Below are 21,449 nucleotides of genomic sequence, written 5' to 3'. Positions count from 1 at the left end.
TCCTGCCCCGCGGGGCCGCGGTCAGCCGAGGTGCTCCCGGAAGAACGCGCCGATCCGCCGGTGCGCGTCCTTCCCTGCGGTGAAGGTGATCTCGGTCTGCACCGAGTGACGCGAACGATCAGCGCGGGGGCAGCGGATCGTCCGCGCCGATCACGGCGGCGGTGAACCACCGGTCGTCGGCGAAGGCGTCACCGTCGTCCACGAGGTAGTCGGGCCTGCGCCTCTCCTCGTCGGCTCGCCCGGCCGAAGCCGCCGTCAGCGGCGGGTACATGCCTGGTTGCGCGGTGGTCGCGACGCGGGCCGCAGCGCCGCGGGGTGCGGGCTCGGTGGCTGCGGGCCGTTCCCCGCCGGGCGGCCGGAGTTCTCCCGTGGTCCGGCTCCCGCCCGGGGGCGGCAGGCGACGCTCCTCGTCGGTGCGCGGCCACGAACCGGTCGCCGCTCCGTCGCGGCCCGGCTGCTGGGGGACCAGGTCCCGCCAGCTCGGCACGGTTCCCCCGCGGGCCGGGGGCCCGGGGACGACGGGGCGGACGCCGCCCACCCCCGGCCGTGCGCCCGGCACCCCGTTGCCCGAGCCGCGGGCTCCGATGCCTGACCCGCCCGCGATGGTCGGACCCGGCGCCGCCGCCCCCGACGCACTGCTTGCCCCGGGCCCGCCACGGCCGGCTCCCGCCGGTGCACCACCCGTCCGCATCCCGGCGCCGAGCCCGGCCGGGCCGGCTCCGAGCACGAGCGGTGGCGGTCCGGAACCTCCCCCGCCACCGGCGGCGGCCGCGCCCGGGCCGGGCGGGCCGACCGGACCCGGCGCCGGGACGGACGTCCCGGCGCCGGCGACTCCCGGGGGCGCTCCCGCCGCCGCGACCCCGACTGCTCCCCCGGGCGACGCACTCCCCTCGCCGAACCCCCCGGCTCCCGCCGCGACCGGACCGCCGGGTGGCGCCGCGGCGGGCGCGGTGGTTTCCACCGTCACCTGCGGTGGGAGCGTCCAGTAGTCCATGTGGCGGCGGTTCTCGTAGGAGTTGTTCGTGTAGCCGTTCATCAGGTCGACGGCCCGAGCGGCCCGGTTGGCGCTCTCCTGTTCGGCGGCCTGCAGATCGTCGCGGCCGTGGAAGAGATAGGTGGGGTCGGTGAACGCCGCGTCGTACTCGGCGTCGAGCTGCGCGGAGTTCGGTTCGGGCATGGCGTTGCGCAGGTCCCGCGCCTGCTCGCCCTGCCGCGCCACCGCCTGGGCGGTGATCTTGGCGTCGTTGGCGGCATCGAGCGCCCACTGACCGAGCGGCGTCATCGCGGTCCGGCCGGCCTCGGCAGCGCTCCCCTCCCACCCACCCACCGACTGCGCCATCGCCACGGCGATCCGCTCGTCGATGCGCAGGATCAGGGCCTCGGTCGCCGCCCACGCCGCCTCGGCGCCTGCCGAGATCGACTGCCCGGGGCCCTGGTGCACCGCGGCGTAGATCTCCTCGTGGCTGTAGCCCTCCCACCGGATCTCGCTCACAGCCGACCCCACAGAGCCGCGTTCTCGCCCTCGGTGCGGCGGTAGTGGTCCTCCAGGACCTGGAGGTTGTCGCGCACCTTCAGCAACTCCACCTCGTAGGCCCGAAGGGCGGCATACGGACCGTCGGGAGCATCCATGACCCGTGCCTGGTAGTAGCTGACGCTCTGCTCGCTAACCGGATCACCCAGCCACGGCGCGGGAATGCTGCCATCCCTGCGTAGGCGCATCAGATGCGGTCTGAGTTCCGCCAGCGCGTCATCCAACGCCGCTCGCACTGCCGGGATCGTCTGCGGCTCCAGCCTAAGCGTGACGGGCAGGTAGACGCCGGGCATCAGACTCTCCTCAGGTCACCGGGCAGCTAGCGCCCTCACGCTAGTCAATCTTTCAGATCTCAAGGAGCGTTCGGCGGAGAACGTGTGCGATCGCGATCGGTCGAGAGGCACTGCAAGTGCGGCCTACCCCGTCCCGAACCGAGGATCATTGCCCGACGGCGGCAGGGCTGAGCGGAAACTTGCCGCTGTTCCCGACATCCTCGATGAGGCGAGCCGTCTCACCGCGAGGCCAGCAGTGTCTCCATGACGGCGTCGGCCACGGTCTGCGCATCCTCGCAAAGCTGAGGTTGTGGTATCGGCGGCATGCGCCCGCCATCAGCGAATTGAATGTCGAGCAACTGACCGGGGGCCACATCCACCACCACCGTGCACCATTCCGTGAACCGTTTCGGCACCGCTGTCACTGCCGGGAAACCGTGTACCAGTACTGGCCGCATGTCGACGGCCAGTTCACCGGACGAGAAGAGGCCGATACCTGCGCTCGTCACAATGCTCACCCCGACGGTGATCGCGCGAGGCGTGAACCCACCGATCACGCATGCAGGCACACCAGCGTCGCGGTACAACTCGGACGGTCCGAGGTCGAATACCGGCCGGCCGTCCAGCCCCAGCTGAGCCCGTTGCTCAGCCGTCAGCAGTGAACACGGGTCGACCCCGTCCACCCGCACCTCGCGCGGGCGCGGGGGAAGCTCGATCTTGTCCGGATCCGGGGGTGGTGGGGTGTCGGCCGAACACCCGCCGGCAAGCATTGCCGCCGCCACGAGCAGCGCCCCCCACACCCGTCGCACGGGACGACCGTAGCGGCTCGATGACCTTCAGAGATCACTTTCACCGCATCCCGCTCGCTCGATCGCGACGTGGACACATATCGCGCTCGGAAGTCGCTCTTGATCAGCGTTATGTGTCCATGTCGCGGACCCGCTCCCGGCCGCTCACTTCGCGCGCAGCCGCAGCAGGCCTTCCTGCACCGTGGTGGCGACGAGCTGACCGTCCCGCGTGGTGAAGCGGCCGGTGGCGAGACCCCGTGATCCGGACGCCGTGGGCGAGTAGCAGGTGTAGAGCAGCCACTCGTCGGCGCGGAAGGGGCGGTGGAACCACATGGCGTGGTCCAGGCTGGCCATCTGCACCGTCTTGGAGGAGAGGTCGTGGCGGGCCAGTACCGAGCCGAGGAGGGTCATGTCGCTGGCGTAGGTCAGCAGGCAGACGTGCAGCAGCCGGTCGTCGGGGAGGTCGCCGTCTGCCCGCATCCACACCCGCACCGGTTCGTCCGATGGGCCCTTCCGGCTCGGGGACCACACCGGCTCGTCGACGAACCGCATGTCGATGGGCCGGGGTACGCGCGCGAGCCATCCCGGGTCGCCGCCCGCGGCGATGCGGGCCGCGATGTCGGGCAGGCTCTCCGGGCCCGGGACGTCGGACGGGGCGGGGTCGCTGTGTTCCAGACCCTCCTGCGGCAGCTGGAACGAGGCCGACAGGGAGAAGATCGCTTCCCCGTGCTGGATCGCGAGGACGCGGCGGGTGGTGAACGAGCGGCCGTCCCGCACGCGCTCGGCCTCGTAGACGATCGGGACCCGCGGGTCGCCCGGCCGGATGAAGTAGGCCTGCAGCGAGTGGACCGAGCGGTCCGCGGGCACCGTCCGCCCGGCGGCCACGAGGGCCTGCCCGGCCACCTGGCCGCCGAACACGCGGGTGGGGCTGTGCGGGGGGCTCACGCCGCGGAAGAGGTTGACCTCCAGCTGTTCGAGGTCGAGCAGGGTGACCAACCTGTCCAGCGCGTCCTGACCGCGGGTGGCGCCGTCCTCGGCAGTCTCGGCGGCGGGGGGCGTGGAGGGTCGGGTCACCCAGGCATCTTCTCAGCCGGAGGTGCCGCGTGGTCGAGCGGCGCCGTCCCGGTCAGGGCGAGGATCCAGTTCTCCTCGCCGATCTCCGGGTTGCTCGGGAGCGGCTGGCGGACGCCGGTGGGCACGAACCCGGCGCGGGCGTACACCCTGGCCGCTGCCTCGTTGCCGTCGGCCACCCACAGCTCCAGCTCGCGGGCTCCGGCGTCGACGGCCCAGTCCCGGACGGCGTCGACGAGCCTGGCCGCGACGCCCAGGCCGCGGTGGGACGGCCGCACCCACATGGAGATCAGGTGCCGCCGGTCCGGTACCTCGTCGGGCCACGTGGTGCCGGCGGCGAGACCGGCGGGCTCATCGTCGCTGTAGGCGACGAACCAGGCGATCCGGCGGACCCGCTCCCGCCACTCCTCGGGCGGGGTGTCACGCTCCCGATCGAGGGTGGACGCGAAGGCGTACGGGGCCTCGGCCAACGCGGCCAGTCGCAGCTCGCGGAGCTGTTCCCACTGGTCGGGGCCGAGGCGGCGGACCCCGATCAGGCGTGGTCCTCCTCACCCAGGCGGTGCACCCGGATGAGGTTGGTGGAGCCGACGGTGTTGGGCGGCGAACCGGCCACGATGACCACGAGGTCACCGGGGTGGAACCGCTCGATCGAGAGCATCGCGTGGTCGACCTGGCGGACCATCGCGTCGGTGGAGTCGACGGAGTCGACGAGGAAGGTCTCGACACCCCAGCTCATCGCGAGCTGGCTGCGGACCGAGGGCGTGGGGGTGAACGCGAGCAGCGGCAGCCTGGTGTGCAGGCGGGCCAGGCGGCGCACGGTGTCGCCGGACTGCGTGAAGGCCACCAGCGCGCGGGCCGACAGCCGCTCCCCGATGTCACGGGCGGCGTAGGACAGCACGCCCCGCTTGGTGCGCGGCACGTGGTTGAGCGGCGGGACGTTGACCGGCCCGTCCTCGACCGCCTCGACGATCTGGGCCATCGTGCGCACCGACTTGATCGGGTAGCGCCCGACGCTGGTCTCCCCGGAGAGCATCACGCAGTCGGCGCCGTCGAGCACCGCGTTGGCGACGTCGGACGCCTCCGCGCGGGTGGGGCGCGAGTTGGTGATCATCGACTCGAGCATCTGGGTGGCGACGATCACCGGCTTGGCGTTCTCGCGGGCGATCTGGATGGCGCGCTTCTGGACCAGCGGCACGTGCTCCAGCGGCAGCTCGACCCCGAGGTCGCCACGGGCGACCATCACGGAGTCGAAGGCGAGCACGATGGCCTCGAGGTTGTCGACGGCCTCCGGCTTCTCCAGCTTCGCCATGATCGGCAACCGCATCCCGCGGCTGTCCATGATCTTGTGGGCCATGTCGATGTCGGCGGGGCTGCGCACGAACGACAGGGCGATCGAGTCGACGCCCAGGTCGAGCGCGAACTCGAGGTCCGAGCAGTCCTTGTCGGTCAGCGCAGGCACGGACACGTTCATGCCCGGCAGGGAGATTCCCTTGTTGTCGCTGACCGGGCCGCCCTCGGTGACGCGGCAGACCACGTCGAGACCGTCCACCCCGGTGACCCGCAGGCCGACCTTGCCGTCGTCGACGAGCAGGCGGTCCTCGGGCCGGGCGTCGGTGGCCAGGCCCTTGTAGGTGGTGGAGACGCGGTCGTGGGTGCCGGCGACATCCTCGACGGTGATCCGCACCTCCTCGCCCGTGCGCCACTCGACGGGGCCGGTGGCGAAGCGCCCGAGGCGGATCTTGGGGCCCTGCAGGTCGCCCAGGATGCCGACCGCACGCCCTTCGGCGTCGGCGGCCTCCCGCACCATCTCGTAGACCCGCTTGTGGTCATCACGGTTGCCATGGCTGAAGTTCAACCGGGCGACGTCCATGCCGGCCTCTACGAGCTCGCGTATCCGGTCCGGCGTCGCGGTCGCGGGACCGATGGTGCAGACAATCTTGGTGCGACGGCTCACAAGAGGCAGTCTAGCGCGGGTTCTGGAACGATCAGGAAGCGCGGGGAAGAACAGCCGGGGGTGTCAGCGCCGGGGCAGGTCGCTGGATCCGACGTGATCGGCCAGCCATTCACTGAGCGGACGCAGCGCCCGCCACGCCGTGACCACGCGTTCCACGGCGCCCGCCTCGTGCAGCACGTCGTCGGGCGGCCAGCTGCGGTGGCCGTAGAGGGCCTTGTGGCGCAGCAGGTCGATCCGCGGGTGATCCGGGTCGAAGCCCCGCGGGCGGGTCTTGAGCTTCTCCCCCGCCACCGTCACCCCGTCGGCGCGCAACACCTCGAGCAGCTTCTCCAGCTCGGTGCCGCGCCGCTCGTCGTCGACGGCCGTGCGGAAGCGCGTCACCTGGTCGGACGCCATCCGGTAGTAGCCGCCCGCCGCCATCAGCCCGTCGGCGCCGATCTGCACGTAGAACGGTCCCGCTGTGGCGCCGCAGTGGGTCTTGTACGGCGTCTTGTCGGCGGCGAACCGGACGTCGCGGTACGGGCGGAAGATCTTCCCGGGCCCGAACTCCGGTTCCAGCTCGGCGAGCAGGGCCTGCATCGGGGCCCGCACGTCGTTCTCGTAGACCTCGCGGTTGTCGCTCCAGTAGGCCTTCGAGTTGTCCACGACGAGCCCGTCGTAGAACTCGACGGCGCCCTCGCCGAACCCGGTGAACGTCACGGCGAACGCTCGCCCGGTTCGGCCACCACCCGATCCCGGTCGGCGGTCTCGGCCTCCGGCGCGGACGCGTCGGCGGCAGGCGGATCCGCGGCATCGTCGCCGGGCGTGTCGTCGTCGACCGGGCCGTCCGGCGTGTCGTCCGCGGGGACGGGGTACACCTCGCGCGGCTTGCGGACGAGCACGAGGTAGAGCACCGCGCCGATGAACACGACCCCGGCGACGACCACGTTGATGCGGACGTCACCGAAGACCCGCGTGGCGTGGTCGGTGCGGGCCATCTCGATGAAGAAGCGGCCGAGGGTGTAGCCGGCGACGTAGAGCGCGAACGCCCGGCCGTGGCCGAGCCGGAAGCGCCGGTCGGCCCAGACCACGACCGCGGCGACGACCAGGTTCCACAGGAGCTCGTAGAGGAACGTCGGGTGCACGATCTCGATCGGCGTGTGGTCCAGCGCGACGCCGCCCAGGCTGTCCGGGAGTCCGGTCGAGGGGTCCACCCGGCGGTAGATCTCCAGGCCCCACGGCAGGGTGGTGGGCCCGCCGTAGAGCTCCTGGTTGAAGTAGTTCCCCACGCGGCCGATGGCCTGCGCGACCACGATGCCGGGCGCCACGGCGTCGGCGAAGAACGGCAGCGGCACCCCGCGACGGCGGCAGCCGATCCAGGCCCCGACCGCACCGAGCGCGACGGCCCCCCAGATCCCGAGGCCGCCCTGCCAGATCTTCAGGGCACCGACCGGGTCGCCGCCCGGGCCGAAGTACGTGTACCAGTCGGTGGCCACGTGGTAGAGCCGCCCGCCCACCAGCCCGAACGGCACGGCGAACACCGCGACGTCCGTGACCGTGCCCGGTTCTCCGCCGCGGGCGACGAAGCGCCGGTCACCCCACATCACCGCGACGATGATCCCGGCGATGATGCAGAGCGCGTAGGCCCGGATCGGGATCGGACCCAGCATCCAGACCCCGCGATCCGGGCTCGGGATGAAGGCCAGCACGGCGGTCGCCACGGCAGAACTCACCACGCCACGGTATCGCCACTAGTCAGACGGTCGGGGAGGCGCCCGCCACCGTGTCCCGGCCGCCGTCGGACGAGCGGCGCGGAGCGGGCGATGTCAGGCCGGAGCGGGCGCCGCCGACGGCACGTCTGCGCGCCGGACACCCTCGGCCAGCTCGGCCGCCAGAGCGTGGACCCCCGAGGCACCACCGCGTTCGTTCGCCGTGACGAACGCCGAGCCCACGATCACGCCGTCGGCGAAGGAGGCGACCTCGGCGGCCTGGTCGGCCGACCGCACGCCGAGCCCGACGCCGATCGGCAGCGAGGTGTGGGCCCGGCAGCGGGCCACGAGCTTCGGGGCGACGGAGGCGACCGTGTCGCGCGCGCCTGTCACGCCCATCGTCGAGGTGGCGTAGAGGAAGCCGCTGCCCGCCGCCGCGGTGGAGGCGATGCGTTCCTCCCCCGAGGAGGGCGCGACGAGGAAGATCCGGTCCAGGCCGTGCGTGGCGGAGGCGGCCAGCCACTCGTCGGCCTCGTCGGGGATGAGGTCCGGGGTGATCATCCCCAGGCCCCCGGCCGCGGCGAGGTCCCGCGCGAACGCGTCGACGCCGTAGCGGAGCACCGGGTTGTAGTAGGTCATGATCACGGCGCGGCCACCGGCGGCGCTCACCCGCTCGACCACCGACAGCACGTCGTGCAGCTTGGTGCCGGCCCGCAGTGCGGTCTCGGCGGCCGCCTGGATCGTGGGGCCGTCCATCACGGGGTCGGAGTACGGGATCCCGATCTCGAGCAGGTCGCAGCCGCCGTCGACCATCGCACGGAGCAGATCCACCGAGCCGTCCACCGTCGGGTAGCCGGCCGGGAGGTAGCCGACGAGCGTGCCGCGACCCTGGGCCCGGCACTCACGGAAGATCTCCTCGACGCGACTCATCTCTGCACGCCCTCTGCGTCGGTGGTGACCGTGGACTCCCCGCTGGGCCGCTCCTCCGGTGCGGCGGCCCCGGGTTCGGCGAGCGAGGCCTCGGCGATGGCCGTGCCGCTCGCGTCCTCAGCGCTCTCGTCGCCCGAGATCATGCCGAACCACTTCGCCGCGGTATCGACGTCCTTGTCGCCGCGTCCGGACAGGTTGATGACGATGACGGCGTCGGGGCCCATCTCGCGGCCCAGTTGCAGGGCACCGGCCACGGCGTGCGCCGACTCGATGGCGGGGATGATCCCCTCGGTGCGCGACAGCAGCGCGAACGCGTCCATCGCCTCCGCGTCGGTGATCGGGCGGTACTCCGCACGGCCGAGGTCCTTCAGCAGCGCGTGCTCCGGGCCCACTCCTGGGTAGTCGAGCCCCGCGGAGATCGAGTGCGACTCGGCCGTCTGCCCGTCCTCGTCCTGCAGCAGGTAGGACATGGCGCCGTGCAGCGCACCCGGCGAGCCGGCGGTGAGCGTGGCGCCGTGGCGGCCGGTCTCGACGCCGTCGCCGCCGGGCTCGAAGCCGACGAGCCGCACATCCGGGTCGTCGAGGAACGCGTGGAAGATGCCGATCGCGTTGGACCCGCCACCCACACACGCGACCACCGCGTCGGGGAGGCGGCCGGTGCGGTCCAGCACCTGCTCGCGCGCCTCCAGGCCGATGATGCGGTGGAAGTCGCGCACGATCGTGGGGAACGGGTGCGGGCCCGCGGCGGTGCCGAGCAGGTAGTGCGTGTGGTCGACGTTGGTGACCCAGTCGCGCAGGGCCTCGTTGATCGCGTCCTTCAGGGTGCGGGAGCCGGTCTTCACCGGCACCACCTGCGCCCCGAGCAGCCGCATCCGCGCGACGTTGAGGGCCTGGCGCTCGGTGTCGACCTCACCCATGTAGACGACGCACTCCAGGCCGAGCAGTGCGCAGGCGGTGGCCGTGGCGACGCCGTGCTGCCCCGCGCCGGTCTCGGCGATGACGCGCCTCTTGCCCATCCGCTGGGTGAGCAGCGCCTGGCCCAGCACATTGTTGATCTTGTGGGACCCGGTGTGGTTGAGGTCCTCGCGCTTGAGCAGGATACGGGCCCCGCCGGCGTGCTTGCTGAGCTTCGGCACGTCGGTGAGCGGGGACGGGCGCCCCGAGTACTCCCGGTGGAGCCGGTCGAGCTCGTCGAGGAACTCCCGGTCGCCGCGGGCCTTGTCGTACGCCGCGGCCAGTTCGTCGAGAGCCGCGATGAGCGCCTCCGGGACGTACCGGCCGCCGTAGCGCCCGAAGTGGCCGCGCTCGTCCGGCTCGTGGCCCGACGGCGTGGAGATGCCGTCGCTGGCCTTGCTGGTGGTCCCGGAGCCGCTGGTCGTCAACACAACATCCTTGCTACTGCATCCTTGCTACGGCGTCATCCCTGTTACCGCACCATCCTGGAACAGGACGGATGGAAACCTGCCGCCACCAGGCTACGCACCGCACCACCGGGATCGCCGCTGGTGACCAGGCCCTCACCGACGAGCACCGCGTCGGCCCCCCAGCCGGCGTAGGTGAGCAGGTCACCGGGCCCCCGGACCCCCGACTCCGCCACCCGCAGCACGTCGCTGGGCAGCCCGGGCGCGATCTGCCCGAAGATCGACCGGTTGACCTCGAGCGTGTGCAGGTTGCGCGCGTTCACCCCGATGACCTTGGCGCCCGCCTCCAGCGCGCGGTCGGCCTCCTCCTCGGTGTGCACCTCCACGAGGGCCGTCATGCCGAGGGACTCGACGCGGTCCAGCAGGGAGTCGAGCGCGTTCTGCTCCAGCGCCGCGACGATCAGCAGCACCAGGTCGGCACCGAAGGCCCTGGCCTCGTGCACCTGGTACGGGCTCACGACGAAGTCCTTGCGCAGCACGGGGACGTCCACCGCGGCGCGGACGGCGGCCAGGTCGGCCAGCGAACCGCCGAACCGGCGCTGCTCGGTGAGGACGCTGATCACCCGCGCGCCGCCACCCGCATAGGCCGCCGCCAGGTCGGCCGGATCGGCGATGTCGGCCAGCTCGCCCCGTGACGGGCTGCGGCGCTTGACCTCGGCGATCACCCCGATACCCGGCGCCCGCAGCGCCGCCATCACGTCGCGGGGCGGTGCCGCCGCCGCCGCTCGACGCTTGATCTCGGCGAAGTCGACCTCCGCCTCACGTACCGCAAGATCCGCCCTGACACCGTCCACGATGGAATCGAGGACGCTCGCTCCGCCGTGCTCCATGGCGTTGGTCCCCCTCTCCGGATAGGGCCGGGCGCGAATCATGCTAGCCAGGCCCGGTGCGACCCCCGACGTCAGGATCGTCCCCCCTGCTCCCGGGCACGTCGGCGGTGGGGTCGTTCCCGGCGTCCAGCGCCTGCCAGGCGGCCCGGTCGGGGTCCATCTCCACCCGCCGCGCACCGGGTGCCGCGTACCGCGCGCCGAGCCTCGGCAGCCTCGGTTCCCGCAGCAGCACGAACACGCTCACCGCGAGCAGCACGGCGGCACCGGCCACGGCGAGCAACGGGGCCGCTGTCCTCGCGGCGGCACCCGGCGCCCCGGGCGGGTCGAGCGCCGCCTGCACCACGACGACGCCCACCACGGCCCCCACCAGCACGAGCAGCGCCGCGACGACCCTGCGCAGCGGCCCGGCGGTGGCCACGAGCGCCGCCACCGCGGCCAGCGCCAGCAGGGCGAACCCGGTGAGCGACGGCGCGACGTCCGCTCCGGTGGACTGGGTGGCAGGGCGCCCCGGCGGCCCGGTGATGCGGAACCAGGTGGTGGCGGAGGCGCCCCAGAGCAGGGCCGCGGACCCCGCGAGGCCCACGCACACCGCGAGCAGCGCGCGCGGGTCCCGCGCGGGGACCTGGGTCACCGTCTCCGGTCCTGCCCGGCCGGTCCGCCGCCGATGCCCGGCTCCGCCCTGCCGATCTGCGGTTGCGCGATCGTGGCCGCGGTCGCGACCGCCGACAGCACCGCCCGCGCCTTGTTCAGGCTCTCCGTGTCCTCGGCCGCCGGCTCGGAGTCGGCGACGATCCCGCCACCGGCCTGCACGTAGGCGATCCCGTCGCGCACCATCGCCGTGCGGATCGCGATGGCGGTGTCGGCGTCGCCCGCGAAGTCGAAGTAGCCGACGATCCCGCCGTAGAGCCCACGCCTGGTCGGCTCCAGCTCCTCGATGATCTGCAACGCCCGCGGCTTCGGGGCGCCCGACAGGGTGCCGGCGGGGAAGCACGCCAGCACGGCGTCGAACGCGATGCACTCGCTGCGCAGCGTGCCGGTGATCGTCGAGACCAGGTGCATGACGTGGCTGTAGCGCTCCACCGAGAAGAAGCTGTGGACCTTCACCGTGCCGGGTGCGCACACCTTGCCGAGGTCGTTGCGGCCGAGGTCGACCAGCATCACGTGCTCGGCGCGCTCCTTCTCGTCGTGGCGCAGCTCCTTCTCCAGGAGCAGGTCCTCCTCCTCGGTGTCGCCGCGCCACCGGGTGCCCGCGATGGGATGGGTGGTCGCCTTCCCGTCCCGGACCGTGACCAGGGCCTCCGGGCTGGACCCGACGATGTCGAAGCGACGGGCCGGCCGGTCGGGCGTGCCGGCGGACTCCAGCCGCAGCAGATACATGTACGGGCTGGGGTTCGTGGCCCGCAGCACGCGGTAGACGTCGAGCGAGTCGGCCGGGCAGTCCGCCTCGAACCGCTGCGAGATGACCACCTGGAACGCCTCGCCGTCGCGGATCTGCTCCTTCACCGTCTCCACGTCGGCCTGGTACTCCGACGAGGAACGCCGCCGGGTGAACTCGGGCTTGGTGGCGCGCTGGTAGACGGCCACGGTGGACGGCGCGGGAGCGGCGAGCTCCGCGGTCATCCGGTCGAGCCGCGCGACCGCGTCGTCGTAGGCCTCGTCGACCCGCTCGTCGGTGGCGTCCCAGTTGATCGCGTTGGCGATCAGGGTGACCGTGCCCTCGTGGTGGTCGACCGCCGCCAGGTCGGTGGCCAGCAGCATCACCAGCTCGGGCAGCTGCAGGTCGTCGGTGGTGAGCTCGGGCAGGCGCTCGAGGCGCCGCACCACGTCGTAGCCGAGGTAGCCGACCATGCCGCCGGTCAGCGGCGGCAGCCCGGGGAGCGGCTCGCTGCGCAGCTCCTCGACCACGGTGCGCAGGGCGGCGAGCGGGTCTCCCGAGGTGGGCAGCCCGGCCGGTACCTCGCCCGTCCACACCAGCTCCCCGTCCACGGCCGTGAGGGCCGCGGCACTGCGCGCTCCGACGAACGACCACCGTGACCAGGAGCGACCGTTCTCCGCGGACTCGAGGATGAACGTGCCAGGGCGGTCGCCCGCCAGCTTGCGGTAGACCCCGACGGGGGTCTCGTCGTCGGCGAGCAGCCTCCGGGTGACCGGGATGACCCGGTGCCCGACGGCCAACGCACGGAACTCTTCGCGGCTGGGGGCGACCGCACCCAGAGCGGGCGCAGGCGCGGTGACGGTCATGGAGACCATTGTGACAACCGGCGGCGCGCCGGGCACGAGAGCCGCGCCACCGGCGGGCCGCGACCGGGGGAGGATGGGTCCGTGGCAGCCACAGCCGACGACCCCGGCCCGTCCCGCGCGGGCACGGGCACCGCGCAGGGCGACCCGGCCCCGCGCCGCCGCGGCCGCAGGCCGGGTGGCGCCGACACCCGCGCCCAGCTGCTCGCCGCCGCCAGGGTCGAGTTCGCCGAACGCGGTTACGACGGCGCCACGGTGCGGGTGATCGCCGAGCGGGCCGGGGTGGACCCGGCCATGGTCAACCACTGGTTCGGTGGCAAGGAGTCCCTGTTCACCGCGGTGCTGGACCTCCCGGTCGACCCCGGGGCGGTCCTCGCCGACGTGGTGCCCGGTGATCCCGAGCGCCTCGCCGAGCGGATCATCGGCCGGCTGCTGGAGGTCTGGGACGCCACGGGCGGGGCGCCGCTCGCCGCGGTGCTCCAGAGCGTGGCCGCCCACGACGCCGCGGCCCGCATGCTGCGCGAGTTCGTGAGCCGGGTGCTCGTGGCGAAGGTGGTGTCCGCGGTGGCGCCGGACCAGCGCGAGCTGCGGGCGGGCCTGTGCGGCTCCCAGGTCCTCGGTCTCGCGGTCGTGCGGTACGTGCTGAAGGTGGAGCCGCTCGCCTCCGCCGACCACGCCACGGTGATCGGCGCAGTGGCCCCGAACCTGCAGCGCTACCTCACGGGGCCGCTGCCGTAGCCGGGCTCGCGGCGCCTGCCGTGGGCCGTCACCGTCCCCTCGCCCTCAGCGCCTGGTCGAGCCGCGGGTAGACCCGGCGGACGTTGCGCTCGTAGACCTTCGCCCGGTCCTCGTCGGCCAGACCGAGCGCGTCGACGTACCGGCGGGTGTCGTCGTAGTGGTGGCCGGTCCGCGGATCGATCCCGCGCACGGCTCCGACCATCTCCGAGCCGAACAGGATGTTGTCGACGTCGACCACGTCGAAGAGCAGGTCGATGCCGGGCTGGTGGTAGACGCACGTGTCGAAGAAGACGTTCGCCATGATGTGGTCGTCCGGCTCGGGCCGGCCGAGCATGTCGGCGAGCCCGCGGTAGCGGCCCCAGTGGTAGGGCACCGCTCCCCCGCCGTGCGGGATCACCAGCCGCAGCTGCGGGAGGTCGGCGAACAGGTCGCCCTGGAGCAGCTGCATGAACGCGGTGGTGTCGGCGTTGAGGTAGTGCGCCCCGGTCGCGTGGAAGTTCGGGTTGGTCGATGCCGAGACGTGCACCATCGCCGGTACGTCGAGCTCGATCATGGCCTCGTAGAAGGGGTACCAGCTCTTGTCCGTCAGGGGCGGTGCCGTCCAGTGGCCCCCGCTGGGGTCGGGGTTGAGGTTGCAGCCGACGAAGCCCAGTTCCAGCACGCAGCGCTTCAGCTCGTCGATCGCGTGCTCGATCGGCACTCCGGGCGACTGCGGCAACTGGCAGACGCCGATGAAGTGCTCCGGATACAGCGCGACGACCCGGTGGATCAGGTCGTTGCAGGCCCGCGACCAGGACGCGCTGACCTGCTCGTCACCGATGTGATGGCCCATGGCCGACGCGCGCGGGGAGAACACGGTCAGGTCGACTCCGCGGTCGGCCATCAGCCGGAGCTGGCTGCCCTCCACGGACTCGCGGATCTGGTCGTCGGAGATCTCCGGGTAGCCGGGGACCGGCGTGCCGGCCTCGAACCCGGCACGCTGCTCCTCACGCCAGGCCGTGTGCGCTGCCGGCACCGTGGTGTAGTGGCCGTGACAGTCGATGATCATTCCTCGACGCCCTTCTGGTCATGTCCGGAGAACCGGACCGGATCGCGCCCGACCCCGCGATCATCTGTGTCCGCGACCGGAACACGCCAGAGCGACCGCCTGCGAGGTCCACCGTCAGACGTCGACGGGCCGGCGCGGGTCGATGAACCCCGACTCGTAGGCCGCCACCACGGCCTGGGTCCGGTCCCGCGCCCCCAGCTTCGCCAGCAGGGCGCCCACCTGGGCCTGCACGGTCTCCACGCCGACCGCCAGCTCCCTGGCGATCTCGGCGTTCGACAGCCCGCGGGCCATCCAGCGCAGCACCTCGCCCTCCCGCTCGGTCAGCCCCACGCCGCGCAGCGCGTCCCCACCGGCGCGGCCGCGGGTGGCCACCAGGTCCCGCACGGCGGCGGGGAACAACAGCGACTCACCGCGGGCGACGATGCGCACCGCCTGCACGATCTCGGCGGGCCGGGCCCGCTTGAGCAGGAACCCCGCGGCGCCCGCCTGCAGCGCGTCGTAGACGTCACCGTCGTTGCCGAACGTCGTGAGCACCAGCACCCGAGGCGGCTGCGGCAGGCTCGTGACCAGGTGCCGGGGGGCGGCGATGCCGTCGACGGCGAACATGCGCACGTCCATCAGCACCACGTCGGGAGCGAGCCCGCCCACCAGACCGGGCACCTCGGCACCGTCGGCCGCCTCGCCGACCACCGTGATGTCCGGCTCCGCGTCGAGGATCGCGCGGAGCCCGGCCCGCACGAGATCCTCGTCGTCCACCAGCAACAACCTGATCATGACGCCATCATCTCGGATCGCCCCCCGCCCCGCCCGCCGGTCACCCCGCCCCGCCCCGCGAGTCGCCCGTCCGCGCCCGGCGAGTCGCCCGACCGTGCCCCGCGAGTCGCCCGCCCCTGCCCCGCGAGTCGCCCAGCAGTGCCCCGCGAGTCGCCCGAATGCCGGGCGGGCGGGGCCGGGCGAGCCGGCAGTGGCCCGGCGCCTCCTCGCAGACCGGGTGTGTTCCTCGCAGATGCTGCGGGCTCTGCGAGGAGCAGGCCGGGTCTGCGAGGACGAGGGGGGCGGGCGGGGCCGGTCAGGCGCCGTTGCTCGCCAGCAGGACGTCGGCGTCGAAGCACGTCCGCTCGCCCGTGTGGCACGCCGCCCCGGTCTGGTCGACGACCACCAGCACGGCGTCGCCGTCGCAGTCCAGGCGCACCTCGTGCACCTGCTGGACGTGGCCGGAGGTGGCGCCCTTCACCCAGTACTCCTCGCGGGAGCGCGACCAGTAGGTGGCGCGGCCGGTGGTGAGGGTGCGGTGCAGCGCCTCGTCGTCCATCCAGGCCACCATCAGCACCTCGCCGGTGCCGTGTTGCTGCGCGATGGCGCACACCAGCCCGTCGGGGGTGCGCTTGAGCCGGGCCGCGATCGCCGGGTCGAGGGCGGACTCCTGCACGCGTGCCGTCATCGCACCTCCACCTGCCCCTCGCGCAGGCCGTCCTTGACGTCCTTGATGCGCAGCTGTCCGAAGTGGAAGACGCTGGCGGCGAGCACGGCGTCGGCTCCCGCCCGCACGGCGGGCAGGAAGTGCTCGACGGCGCCGGCTCCACCACTGGCGATCACCGGCACGTCCACCACCTTGCGCACCGCGGCGATCATGGCCAGGTCGAAGCCCGCCCGGGTGCCGTCGGCGTCCATCGAGTTGAGCAGGATCTCGCCGACACCGAGCTCCTGGCCGCGGGCGGCCCACTCGACGGCGTCGATGCCGGTGCCCCGGCGCCCCCCGTGGGTGGTGACCTCCCAGCCCGACGGGGTCGGTGCGCTGCCCTCGGGCACCGTGCGGGCGTCGACGGAGAGCACGATGCACTGCGCCCCGAACCGGCGGCTGGCCTCGTGGAGCAGCTCCGGGCGGGCGATCGCCGCGGTGTTGATGCTGACCTTGTCGGCCCCGGCCCGCAGCAGCGTGTCGACGTCGTCGGTGGCGCGGATGCCGCCGCCGACGGTGAGCGGGATGAACACCTGCTCCGCGGTGCGGCGCACCACGTCGAGCATGGTGGCACGCTCCCCCGACGATGCCGTGACGTCGAGGAACGTGAGCTCGTCGGCGCCCTCGGCGTCGTAGACACGGGCCATCTCCACCGGGTCGCCCGCGTCGCGGAGGTCGGCGAAGTTGACGCCCTTCACCACCCGGCCGGCGTCGACGTCCAGGCAGGGGATGACGCGAACGGCGACGCCCATCTCAGCCGGCCGCCCGTCCCGCCGCAGCGTCGACCGCGCGCACCGCGGCCAGCGCCTCGGGAAGCGTGAAACGCCCGGCGTAGAGCGCCTTGCCGACGATCGACCCCTCGATGTTGACGCCGGTGGCGGCCACCTCGGCCAGCGCGACCAGGTCGGACACCTCGGCGATCCCGCCGGAGGCGATGACCGGGGCCTTCGTGGCGGCCGCGACGTCGCGCAGCAGGTCGATGTTGGGCCCGCGCAGCGTGCCGTCCTTACTCACGTCGGTGACGACGTAGCGGGAGCAGCCGTCGCGGTCGAGCCGCTCCAGCACCTCCCAGAGGTCGCCGCCGTCGGTGGTCCAGCCGCGGGCGGCGAGCCGGTGGCCTGCAGCGGTGATCCGGACGTCGAGGCCGACCGCGATCCGGTCGCCGTGGGCCGCGAGGGCGCTGGCGCACCAGTCGGGGTTCTCCAGCGCCGCGGTGCCCAGGTTCACCCGGGCGCAGCCGGTGGACAGGGCCCGCTCGAGCGACGCGTCGTCGCGGATGCCGCCCGACAGCTCCACCGCCACGTCCAGCTCGCCGACGACGGCGGCCAGCAGCTCGGCGTTGGAGCCGCGGCCGAACGCGGCGTCGAGGTCGACGAGGTGGATCCACTCCGCGCCGTCGTTCTGCCACTGCAGCGCGGCATCCCGCGGGGCGCCGTAACCGGTGGCGGTGCCGGCCTCGCCCTGCACCAGCCGCACGGCCTGGCCGTCGGCGACGTCGACGGCGGGAAGCAGCGTGAAACTCACGCCAGGAAGCCTACCGGTGACGTCTCCGGCCCCGGCCCGCAATACACGCGGGGCGGCGGTGGTCAGTCATCCACGAGGATCATGTCGGCGGCCTTCTCCGCGATCATGACGACGGGAGCGTTGGTGTTGCCCCGCACGATCGCCGGCATCACCGAGGCGTCGACCACCCGGAGCCGGTCGACTCCGCGCACCCGCAGCTCGGGGTCCACCACCGCCGCGTCGGCAGCGCCCATCGCGCACGTCCCGACCGGGTGGTACATCGTCTGGGTCCGCGACCGGACGAGGTCGAGCAGCACCGACCGGTCGGGTACGGCGTTCGCCGGCAGGTACGGCCCCGAGATGGACGGCGCCAACGACGGCATGCGGGCCACGTCGACCAGGGTCCGCAGCCCGGTCACCATCGCGTCCAGGTCGGACTGCTCCTCGTAGAAGGCGAAGTCGATGACCGGCTTGGCGGACGGGTCGGCCGAGCGCAGCCGCAGCCGGCCGCGGCTGGCGGGCTCGACCAGGGCGACGGCGGCGGTACAGCACGGCACGTCGGCGTAGCCGAAACCGTCGTGCCAGTACGAGGTGGCACCGGCGAACACCTGGATGTTCGGCGCCGCGGCTCCGTCGGTGGCGAAGAACATCGCGACGTCGCCGACCACCGAGGTGAGCGGCCCCCGGCGGTCCCGCTGCCACTGCAGCGCGGCGTCCTCGGTGGCGACGAGATCCCGGAAGTCGGTGGTGCCCCGGGTCGTCCAGACCAGCGGGACGGCCGGGTGGTCCTGCAGCCCGGCGCCCACTCCGGGGGCATCGAGGACCACCGGGATGCCGTGGTCGCGCAGATCGTCGGCCGGGCCGATGCCGGAGAGCATGAGCAGCTGGGGCGAGGCGATGACCCCCGCGCAGAGCAGCACCTCCTCCTGCGCCTGGGCGACGTGGTCGATCCCGTCGGCGCGGTAGGTCACGCCCACCGCGCGCCCGTCCCGCACCTGGACGCGGTCCACCGTGCTGCCGGTGAGGACGGTCAGGTTGGGCCGATCCGTAACGGGATGCAGGTAAGCGTCGGCCACGGACCAGCGCCTGCCGTCCCGGCACGTCAGCTGGTACTTCCCGGCGCCGAGCTGCGAGGGACCGTTGAAGTCGTCGTTAGCGGGCAGGCCCCACTCGACGGCGGCGTCGATCCACGCCCGCGACAGGTCATGGACGAAGATCTGGTCCTGCACCAGCAGCGGGCCGTCCGAGCCGTGCAGCGGCCCGGACAGCCGCGCGTTCCCCTCCGACCGGATGAAGTAGGGCAGCACGTCGCTCCAGCCCCAGCCCCGCGCGCCGAAGTGGTCGAGCCACCTGTCGTAGTCGGCGGGGTTGCCCCGGATGTACATCATGGCGTTCATCGACGAGCAGCCGCCCAGCATCCGTCCTCGTGGCACGTACACGGAACGGCCGGTGCGAGCCTGGGGAACGGACGCATAGCTCCAGTCCCGCTCACCCTTGAGCATTCCGAGGAACGCGGCCGGAATATGCACCTCGGGAACGTCGTCCGAACCGCCCGCCTCCAGCAACAACACGCGGATGGCGCTGTTCTCGGACAACCGGTTGGCCAGCACGCAACCAGCGCTGCCGGCACCGACGATCACGTAGTCGAACGATTCCATCGCCGGTCTCCACGGGTCGCCGAATTCACCAGAGCCGATCAGAACGGAACCGGAAGCACCACACCGTCGAATCCGATCACGGCCCGTCACCTGGGCAAACAGCCCGCGTACCGAGACTCCTTGCGAGGAATCTAGCAACTCGCCATTTCTTTGGCCACCAGTCGACCGCGCACCGGATCACCGACAACCGACAACCGGATCAAATCGTTCACATTCCGCGGACGAAGCCGGATCGGGAACGAGAGATCAGCCGACGACGTCGCGCAGCCAGTTGCGCAGGACGGCGGCACCGGCGTCACCCGACTTCTCCGGGTGGAACTGGGTGGCGGCCAGTGCGCCGTTCTCCACGGCGGCGACGAAGTCCTCACCGTGGTGGGCCCAGGTGACCAGGGGCGGCCGGAGCACCTCCGACTCCTCCATCTCCCAGCGCCGCACCCCGAAGGAGTGCACGAAGTAGAAGCGGGTGTCGGCGTCGAGGCCGGCGAACAGGGTGGAGCCCACGGGCGCGCGCACGGTGTTCCAGCCCATGTGCGGCAGCACGTCGGCCTTGATCCGCTCGACGGTGCCGGGCCACTGCCCGCAGCCGGTGGTGCGGTCCCCCCACTCCACACCGAGGTCGAACAGCACCTGCATCCCCACGCAGATGCCCAGCACCGGACGCCCACCGGCGAGGCGGCGCTCGATGATCCGCGGGCCGTTGACGGCGCTCAGGCCGCTCATGCAGGCCGCGAAGGCGCCCACCCCGGGCACGACGAGGCCGTCGGCCTCCATCGCGGCATCGGCGTCGGCCGTGACCGTGACGTCGGCACCGACCCGCTGCAGCGCGCGCTCGGCTGAGCGGAGGTTGCCCGACCCGTAGTCCAGCACGACGATCCGTGACACCCGGCCAGGATAGCGGCAACTCGATTGACCTCGACCCCGGTCGAAGTTGCACCCTCTGCGCATGACGACCGCAGCCGCCCCCGGCCTCCTCAGCGGGCGGTTGCGCACGCTCACCGTCGGCTCCGTCGCGCTCGTGTCGCTCGGTGCGTTCGAGGCGATCGCCGTGGCGACGGCGATGCCGACCGTCGCCGTCGCGCTCGACGGGCTCGCCGCCTACGCACTCGCGTTCGGGTTGCCGCTGGCCACGAGCGTGGTCGGAATGGTGCTCGCCGGGGTGTGGAGCGACGCGCGAGGACCGGGCGGCGCGATGCGGGTGGGCGTCGCCGCGTTCGTGGGGGGCCTGCTCGTGGCCGGGCTGGCGCCCGCGATGCCCGTCCTCGCCGTGGGCCGGGCGGTGCAGGGACTGGGGTCGGGGCTGTTCTCGGTGGCGCTCTACGTGGTGGTCGCCCGGGCCGTCCCGCCCGGGCTGCACCCTCGGATGTTCGCCGCCTTCGCCGCCGCGTGGGTCCTGCCCGCGGTCGTCGGGCCGCCGCTGGCCGGCCTGCTGGTCGAGACCGTCGGCTGGCGCTGGGTGTTCCTGCTCGCGGCGGTGCTGGCCGTGCCCGCGGCGCTGCTGGTGGAGCCGGCCCTGCGTGGGCTCGCCGGAAAGGCGGGCGCGGGTGGCCACCGGTGGCGGCGCGTCGGCTGGGCGGTCGTCGCGGCGATCGGAGCGGGAGCGCTCTACCAGGCCGGTCAGCTCGACGGGACGCTCGCCGTGGTGCTCGGCGCCGGGGCGGTGGTCGCGGTCGCCGTGGCGGCCCCCGCGCTGTTGCCGGCCGGGGCGCTGCTCGCCCGCCGCGGGCTGCCCGCGGTGATCGCGGTGCGCGGCCTGCTCTCGGCCGCGTTCCTGGCCGAGGAGGCGTTCCTCCCGCTGCTGCTCTCCCGCGAGCGGGGCCTGTCGCCCACCGTGTCCGGCCTGGTCCTGACCGCGGCCGCCGTGACGTGGTCGGCCGGTTCCTGGTTCCAGGGCCGCGACCGCGCGCCGTCGCGCACCACGCTGTTGCGGTGCGGCACGGCTCTCGTGGGGGTCGGTGTCCTCACCGCCGGGGCGACCGTGCTGCCCGCCGTGCCGGTGGCCGTCGGGGTCCTCGGATGGGCCGCTGCGGGGCTCGGCATGGGGCTCGCCTACCCGACGCTGTCGGTGCTGACGCTCGAGCTGTCCGCTCCCGGGGAGCAGGGCGCCAACAGCTCGGCGCTGCAGATCGCCGACGCCCTGTTCGCCGCGGTCGTCCTCGCGCTGACCGGAGCGTTGTTCGCCGCGCTCGTCGGCGCCGGCGCCGTGGCCTTCGCCACCGGCACCGCGGTGGCCGTGGTGCCGGCGTTGGCCGCGGTGCTCGCGGCCCGCCGGGCAGGCGGGGCGCCCGCCTGAGCCGGCCTCCGGGACGAGGTCAGAGCGTGC

At 73.0% G+C, this 21,449-nt stretch carries 22 protein-coding genes; 2 read left to right on the top strand and 20 right to left on the bottom strand.

What is annotated here, in order from left to right; genetic code table 11:
• Positions 1 to 118: 118 nt before the first annotated feature.
• The 13 genes from ACQPZA_RS11065 to ACQPZA_RS11005 form a co-directional block, all read right to left on the bottom strand.
• Complete coding sequence (locus tag ACQPZA_RS11065) at positions 119 to 1,492, bottom strand: hypothetical protein (protein WP_433280236.1); 1,374 nt, start codon at positions 1,490 to 1,492, stop codon at positions 119 to 121.
• Positions 1,489 to 1,824 carry a hypothetical protein gene (locus ACQPZA_RS11060; RefSeq protein ID WP_433280234.1) on the bottom strand — a complete coding sequence of 112 codons (336 nt, stop codon included), beginning with the start codon at positions 1,822 to 1,824 and terminating at the stop codon, positions 1,489 to 1,491. Before ACQPZA_RS11060 ends, ACQPZA_RS11065 begins: the two co-directional genes overlap by 4 nt.
• Before the next feature lie 218 nt (positions 1,825 to 2,042).
• Entirely contained in the window at positions 2,043 to 2,612 is a 570-nt protein-coding gene (locus ACQPZA_RS11055; protein ID WP_433280232.1) for a DUF3558 domain-containing protein, read from the bottom strand.
• A gap of 144 nt (positions 2,613 to 2,756) precedes the next feature.
• The gene (locus ACQPZA_RS11050; protein ID WP_433280231.1) at positions 2,757 to 3,665 is read right to left on the bottom strand and encodes an acyl-CoA thioesterase; all 909 of its coding nucleotides are present in this window, start codon (positions 3,663 to 3,665) and stop codon (positions 2,757 to 2,759) included.
• Positions 3,662 to 4,132: a GNAT family N-acetyltransferase gene (locus ACQPZA_RS11045; RefSeq protein WP_433280229.1), complete on the bottom strand. Its 471-nt coding sequence runs from the start codon at positions 4,130 to 4,132 to the stop codon at positions 3,662 to 3,664. The genes ACQPZA_RS11050 and ACQPZA_RS11045 overlap by 4 nt, the downstream gene beginning before the upstream one ends.
• A 62-nt stretch (positions 4,133 to 4,194) precedes the next feature.
• Positions 4,195 to 5,616, bottom strand: a complete 1,422-nt coding sequence (gene pyk, locus ACQPZA_RS11040) for a pyruvate kinase (RefSeq protein WP_169399743.1) — start codon at positions 5,614 to 5,616, stop codon at positions 4,195 to 4,197.
• Between the two features lie 63 nt (positions 5,617 to 5,679).
• Entirely contained in the window at positions 5,680 to 6,315 is a 636-nt protein-coding gene (locus ACQPZA_RS11035) for a DUF2461 domain-containing protein (RefSeq protein ID WP_433280227.1), read from the bottom strand.
• Positions 6,312 to 7,265, bottom strand: coding sequence for a prolipoprotein diacylglyceryl transferase (lgt, locus tag ACQPZA_RS11030; protein ID WP_246267701.1), 954 nt, complete (start codon positions 7,263 to 7,265; stop codon positions 6,312 to 6,314). The genes ACQPZA_RS11035 and lgt overlap by 4 nt, the downstream gene beginning before the upstream one ends.
• Before the next feature lie 156 nt (positions 7,266 to 7,421).
• Positions 7,422 to 8,234: a tryptophan synthase subunit alpha gene (trpA, locus tag ACQPZA_RS11025; RefSeq protein WP_433280225.1), complete on the bottom strand. Its 813-nt coding sequence runs from the start codon at positions 8,232 to 8,234 to the stop codon at positions 7,422 to 7,424.
• Positions 8,231 to 9,571 carry a tryptophan synthase subunit beta gene (gene trpB, locus ACQPZA_RS11020; protein ID WP_433282761.1) on the bottom strand — a complete coding sequence of 447 codons (1,341 nt, stop codon included), beginning with the start codon at positions 9,569 to 9,571 and terminating at the stop codon, positions 8,231 to 8,233. Before trpB ends, trpA begins: the two co-directional genes overlap by 4 nt.
• A gap of 89 nt (positions 9,572 to 9,660) precedes the next feature.
• The gene (gene trpC / locus ACQPZA_RS11015; protein WP_169399739.1) at positions 9,661 to 10,485 is read right to left on the bottom strand and encodes an indole-3-glycerol phosphate synthase TrpC; all 825 of its coding nucleotides are present in this window, start codon (positions 10,483 to 10,485) and stop codon (positions 9,661 to 9,663) included.
• 43 nt (positions 10,486 to 10,528) lie between these two features.
• A complete protein-coding gene (locus ACQPZA_RS11010; protein WP_433280224.1) occupies positions 10,529 to 11,116 on the bottom strand; it encodes a Trp biosynthesis-associated membrane protein in 588 nt (195 codons plus the stop codon).
• Positions 11,113 to 12,726: an anthranilate synthase component I gene (locus ACQPZA_RS11005; protein ID WP_433280222.1), complete on the bottom strand. Its 1,614-nt coding sequence runs from the start codon at positions 12,724 to 12,726 to the stop codon at positions 11,113 to 11,115. The genes ACQPZA_RS11010 and ACQPZA_RS11005 overlap by 4 nt, the downstream gene beginning before the upstream one ends.
• Before the next feature lie 81 nt (positions 12,727 to 12,807).
• Between ACQPZA_RS11005 and ACQPZA_RS11000 the strand changes: the two genes are divergently transcribed.
• Complete coding sequence (locus tag ACQPZA_RS11000) at positions 12,808 to 13,461, top strand: TetR/AcrR family transcriptional regulator (protein ID WP_169399736.1); 654 nt, start codon at positions 12,808 to 12,810, stop codon at positions 13,459 to 13,461.
• Between the two features lie 28 nt (positions 13,462 to 13,489).
• Here ACQPZA_RS11000 and ACQPZA_RS10995 read toward each other — a convergent pair whose 3' ends face one another.
• From ACQPZA_RS10995 to hisH, 7 genes are all read right to left on the bottom strand, one after another.
• Positions 13,490 to 14,509: an amidohydrolase family protein gene (locus ACQPZA_RS10995; RefSeq protein WP_433280220.1), complete on the bottom strand. Its 1,020-nt coding sequence runs from the start codon at positions 14,507 to 14,509 to the stop codon at positions 13,490 to 13,492.
• A gap of 114 nt (positions 14,510 to 14,623) precedes the next feature.
• Entirely contained in the window at positions 14,624 to 15,283 is a 660-nt protein-coding gene (locus tag ACQPZA_RS10990) for a response regulator (RefSeq protein ID WP_433280218.1), read from the bottom strand.
• Positions 15,284 to 15,578: 295 nt separating this feature from the next.
• Positions 15,579 to 15,950 carry a phosphoribosyl-AMP cyclohydrolase gene (gene hisI, locus ACQPZA_RS10985; RefSeq protein WP_433280216.1) on the bottom strand — a complete coding sequence of 124 codons (372 nt, stop codon included), beginning with the start codon at positions 15,948 to 15,950 and terminating at the stop codon, positions 15,579 to 15,581.
• A complete protein-coding gene (gene hisF, locus ACQPZA_RS10980) occupies positions 15,947 to 16,720 on the bottom strand; it encodes an imidazole glycerol phosphate synthase subunit HisF (protein WP_169399383.1) in 774 nt (257 codons plus the stop codon). The genes hisI and hisF overlap by 4 nt, the downstream gene beginning before the upstream one ends.
• A gap of 1 nt (position 16,721) precedes the next feature.
• Positions 16,722 to 17,492 (bottom strand): bifunctional 1-(5-phosphoribosyl)-5-((5-phosphoribosylamino)methylideneamino)imidazole-4-carboxamide isomerase/phosphoribosylanthranilate isomerase PriA, encoded by a 771-nt coding sequence (priA, locus tag ACQPZA_RS10975; protein ID WP_169399384.1) that lies wholly within the window; start codon positions 17,490 to 17,492, stop codon positions 16,722 to 16,724.
• A gap of 62 nt (positions 17,493 to 17,554) precedes the next feature.
• Positions 17,555 to 19,129, bottom strand: a complete 1,575-nt coding sequence (locus ACQPZA_RS10970; RefSeq protein ID WP_433280213.1) for a GMC family oxidoreductase — start codon at positions 19,127 to 19,129, stop codon at positions 17,555 to 17,557.
• Positions 19,130 to 19,375: 246 nt separating this feature from the next.
• Positions 19,376 to 20,011: an imidazole glycerol phosphate synthase subunit HisH gene (gene hisH / locus ACQPZA_RS10965; protein WP_169399386.1), complete on the bottom strand. Its 636-nt coding sequence runs from the start codon at positions 20,009 to 20,011 to the stop codon at positions 19,376 to 19,378.
• A 61-nt stretch (positions 20,012 to 20,072) separates the two neighbouring features.
• On the opposite strand from hisH, the gene ACQPZA_RS10960 reads away from it, so the two are divergent.
• A complete protein-coding gene (locus tag ACQPZA_RS10960) occupies positions 20,073 to 21,419 on the top strand; it encodes an MFS transporter (protein ID WP_433280211.1) in 1,347 nt (448 codons plus the stop codon).
• Positions 21,420 to 21,449 lie beyond the last annotated feature (30 nt).

Origin of the sequence: Pseudonocardia xinjiangensis, assembly GCF_050948425.1 — a bacterium.
Lineage (GTDB): Bacteria > Actinomycetota > Actinomycetes > Mycobacteriales > Pseudonocardiaceae > Pseudonocardia > Pseudonocardia xinjiangensis.
Note: the sequence above shows the minus strand (reverse complement) of the source record. Positions and strands in the feature narration are given on the sequence as shown.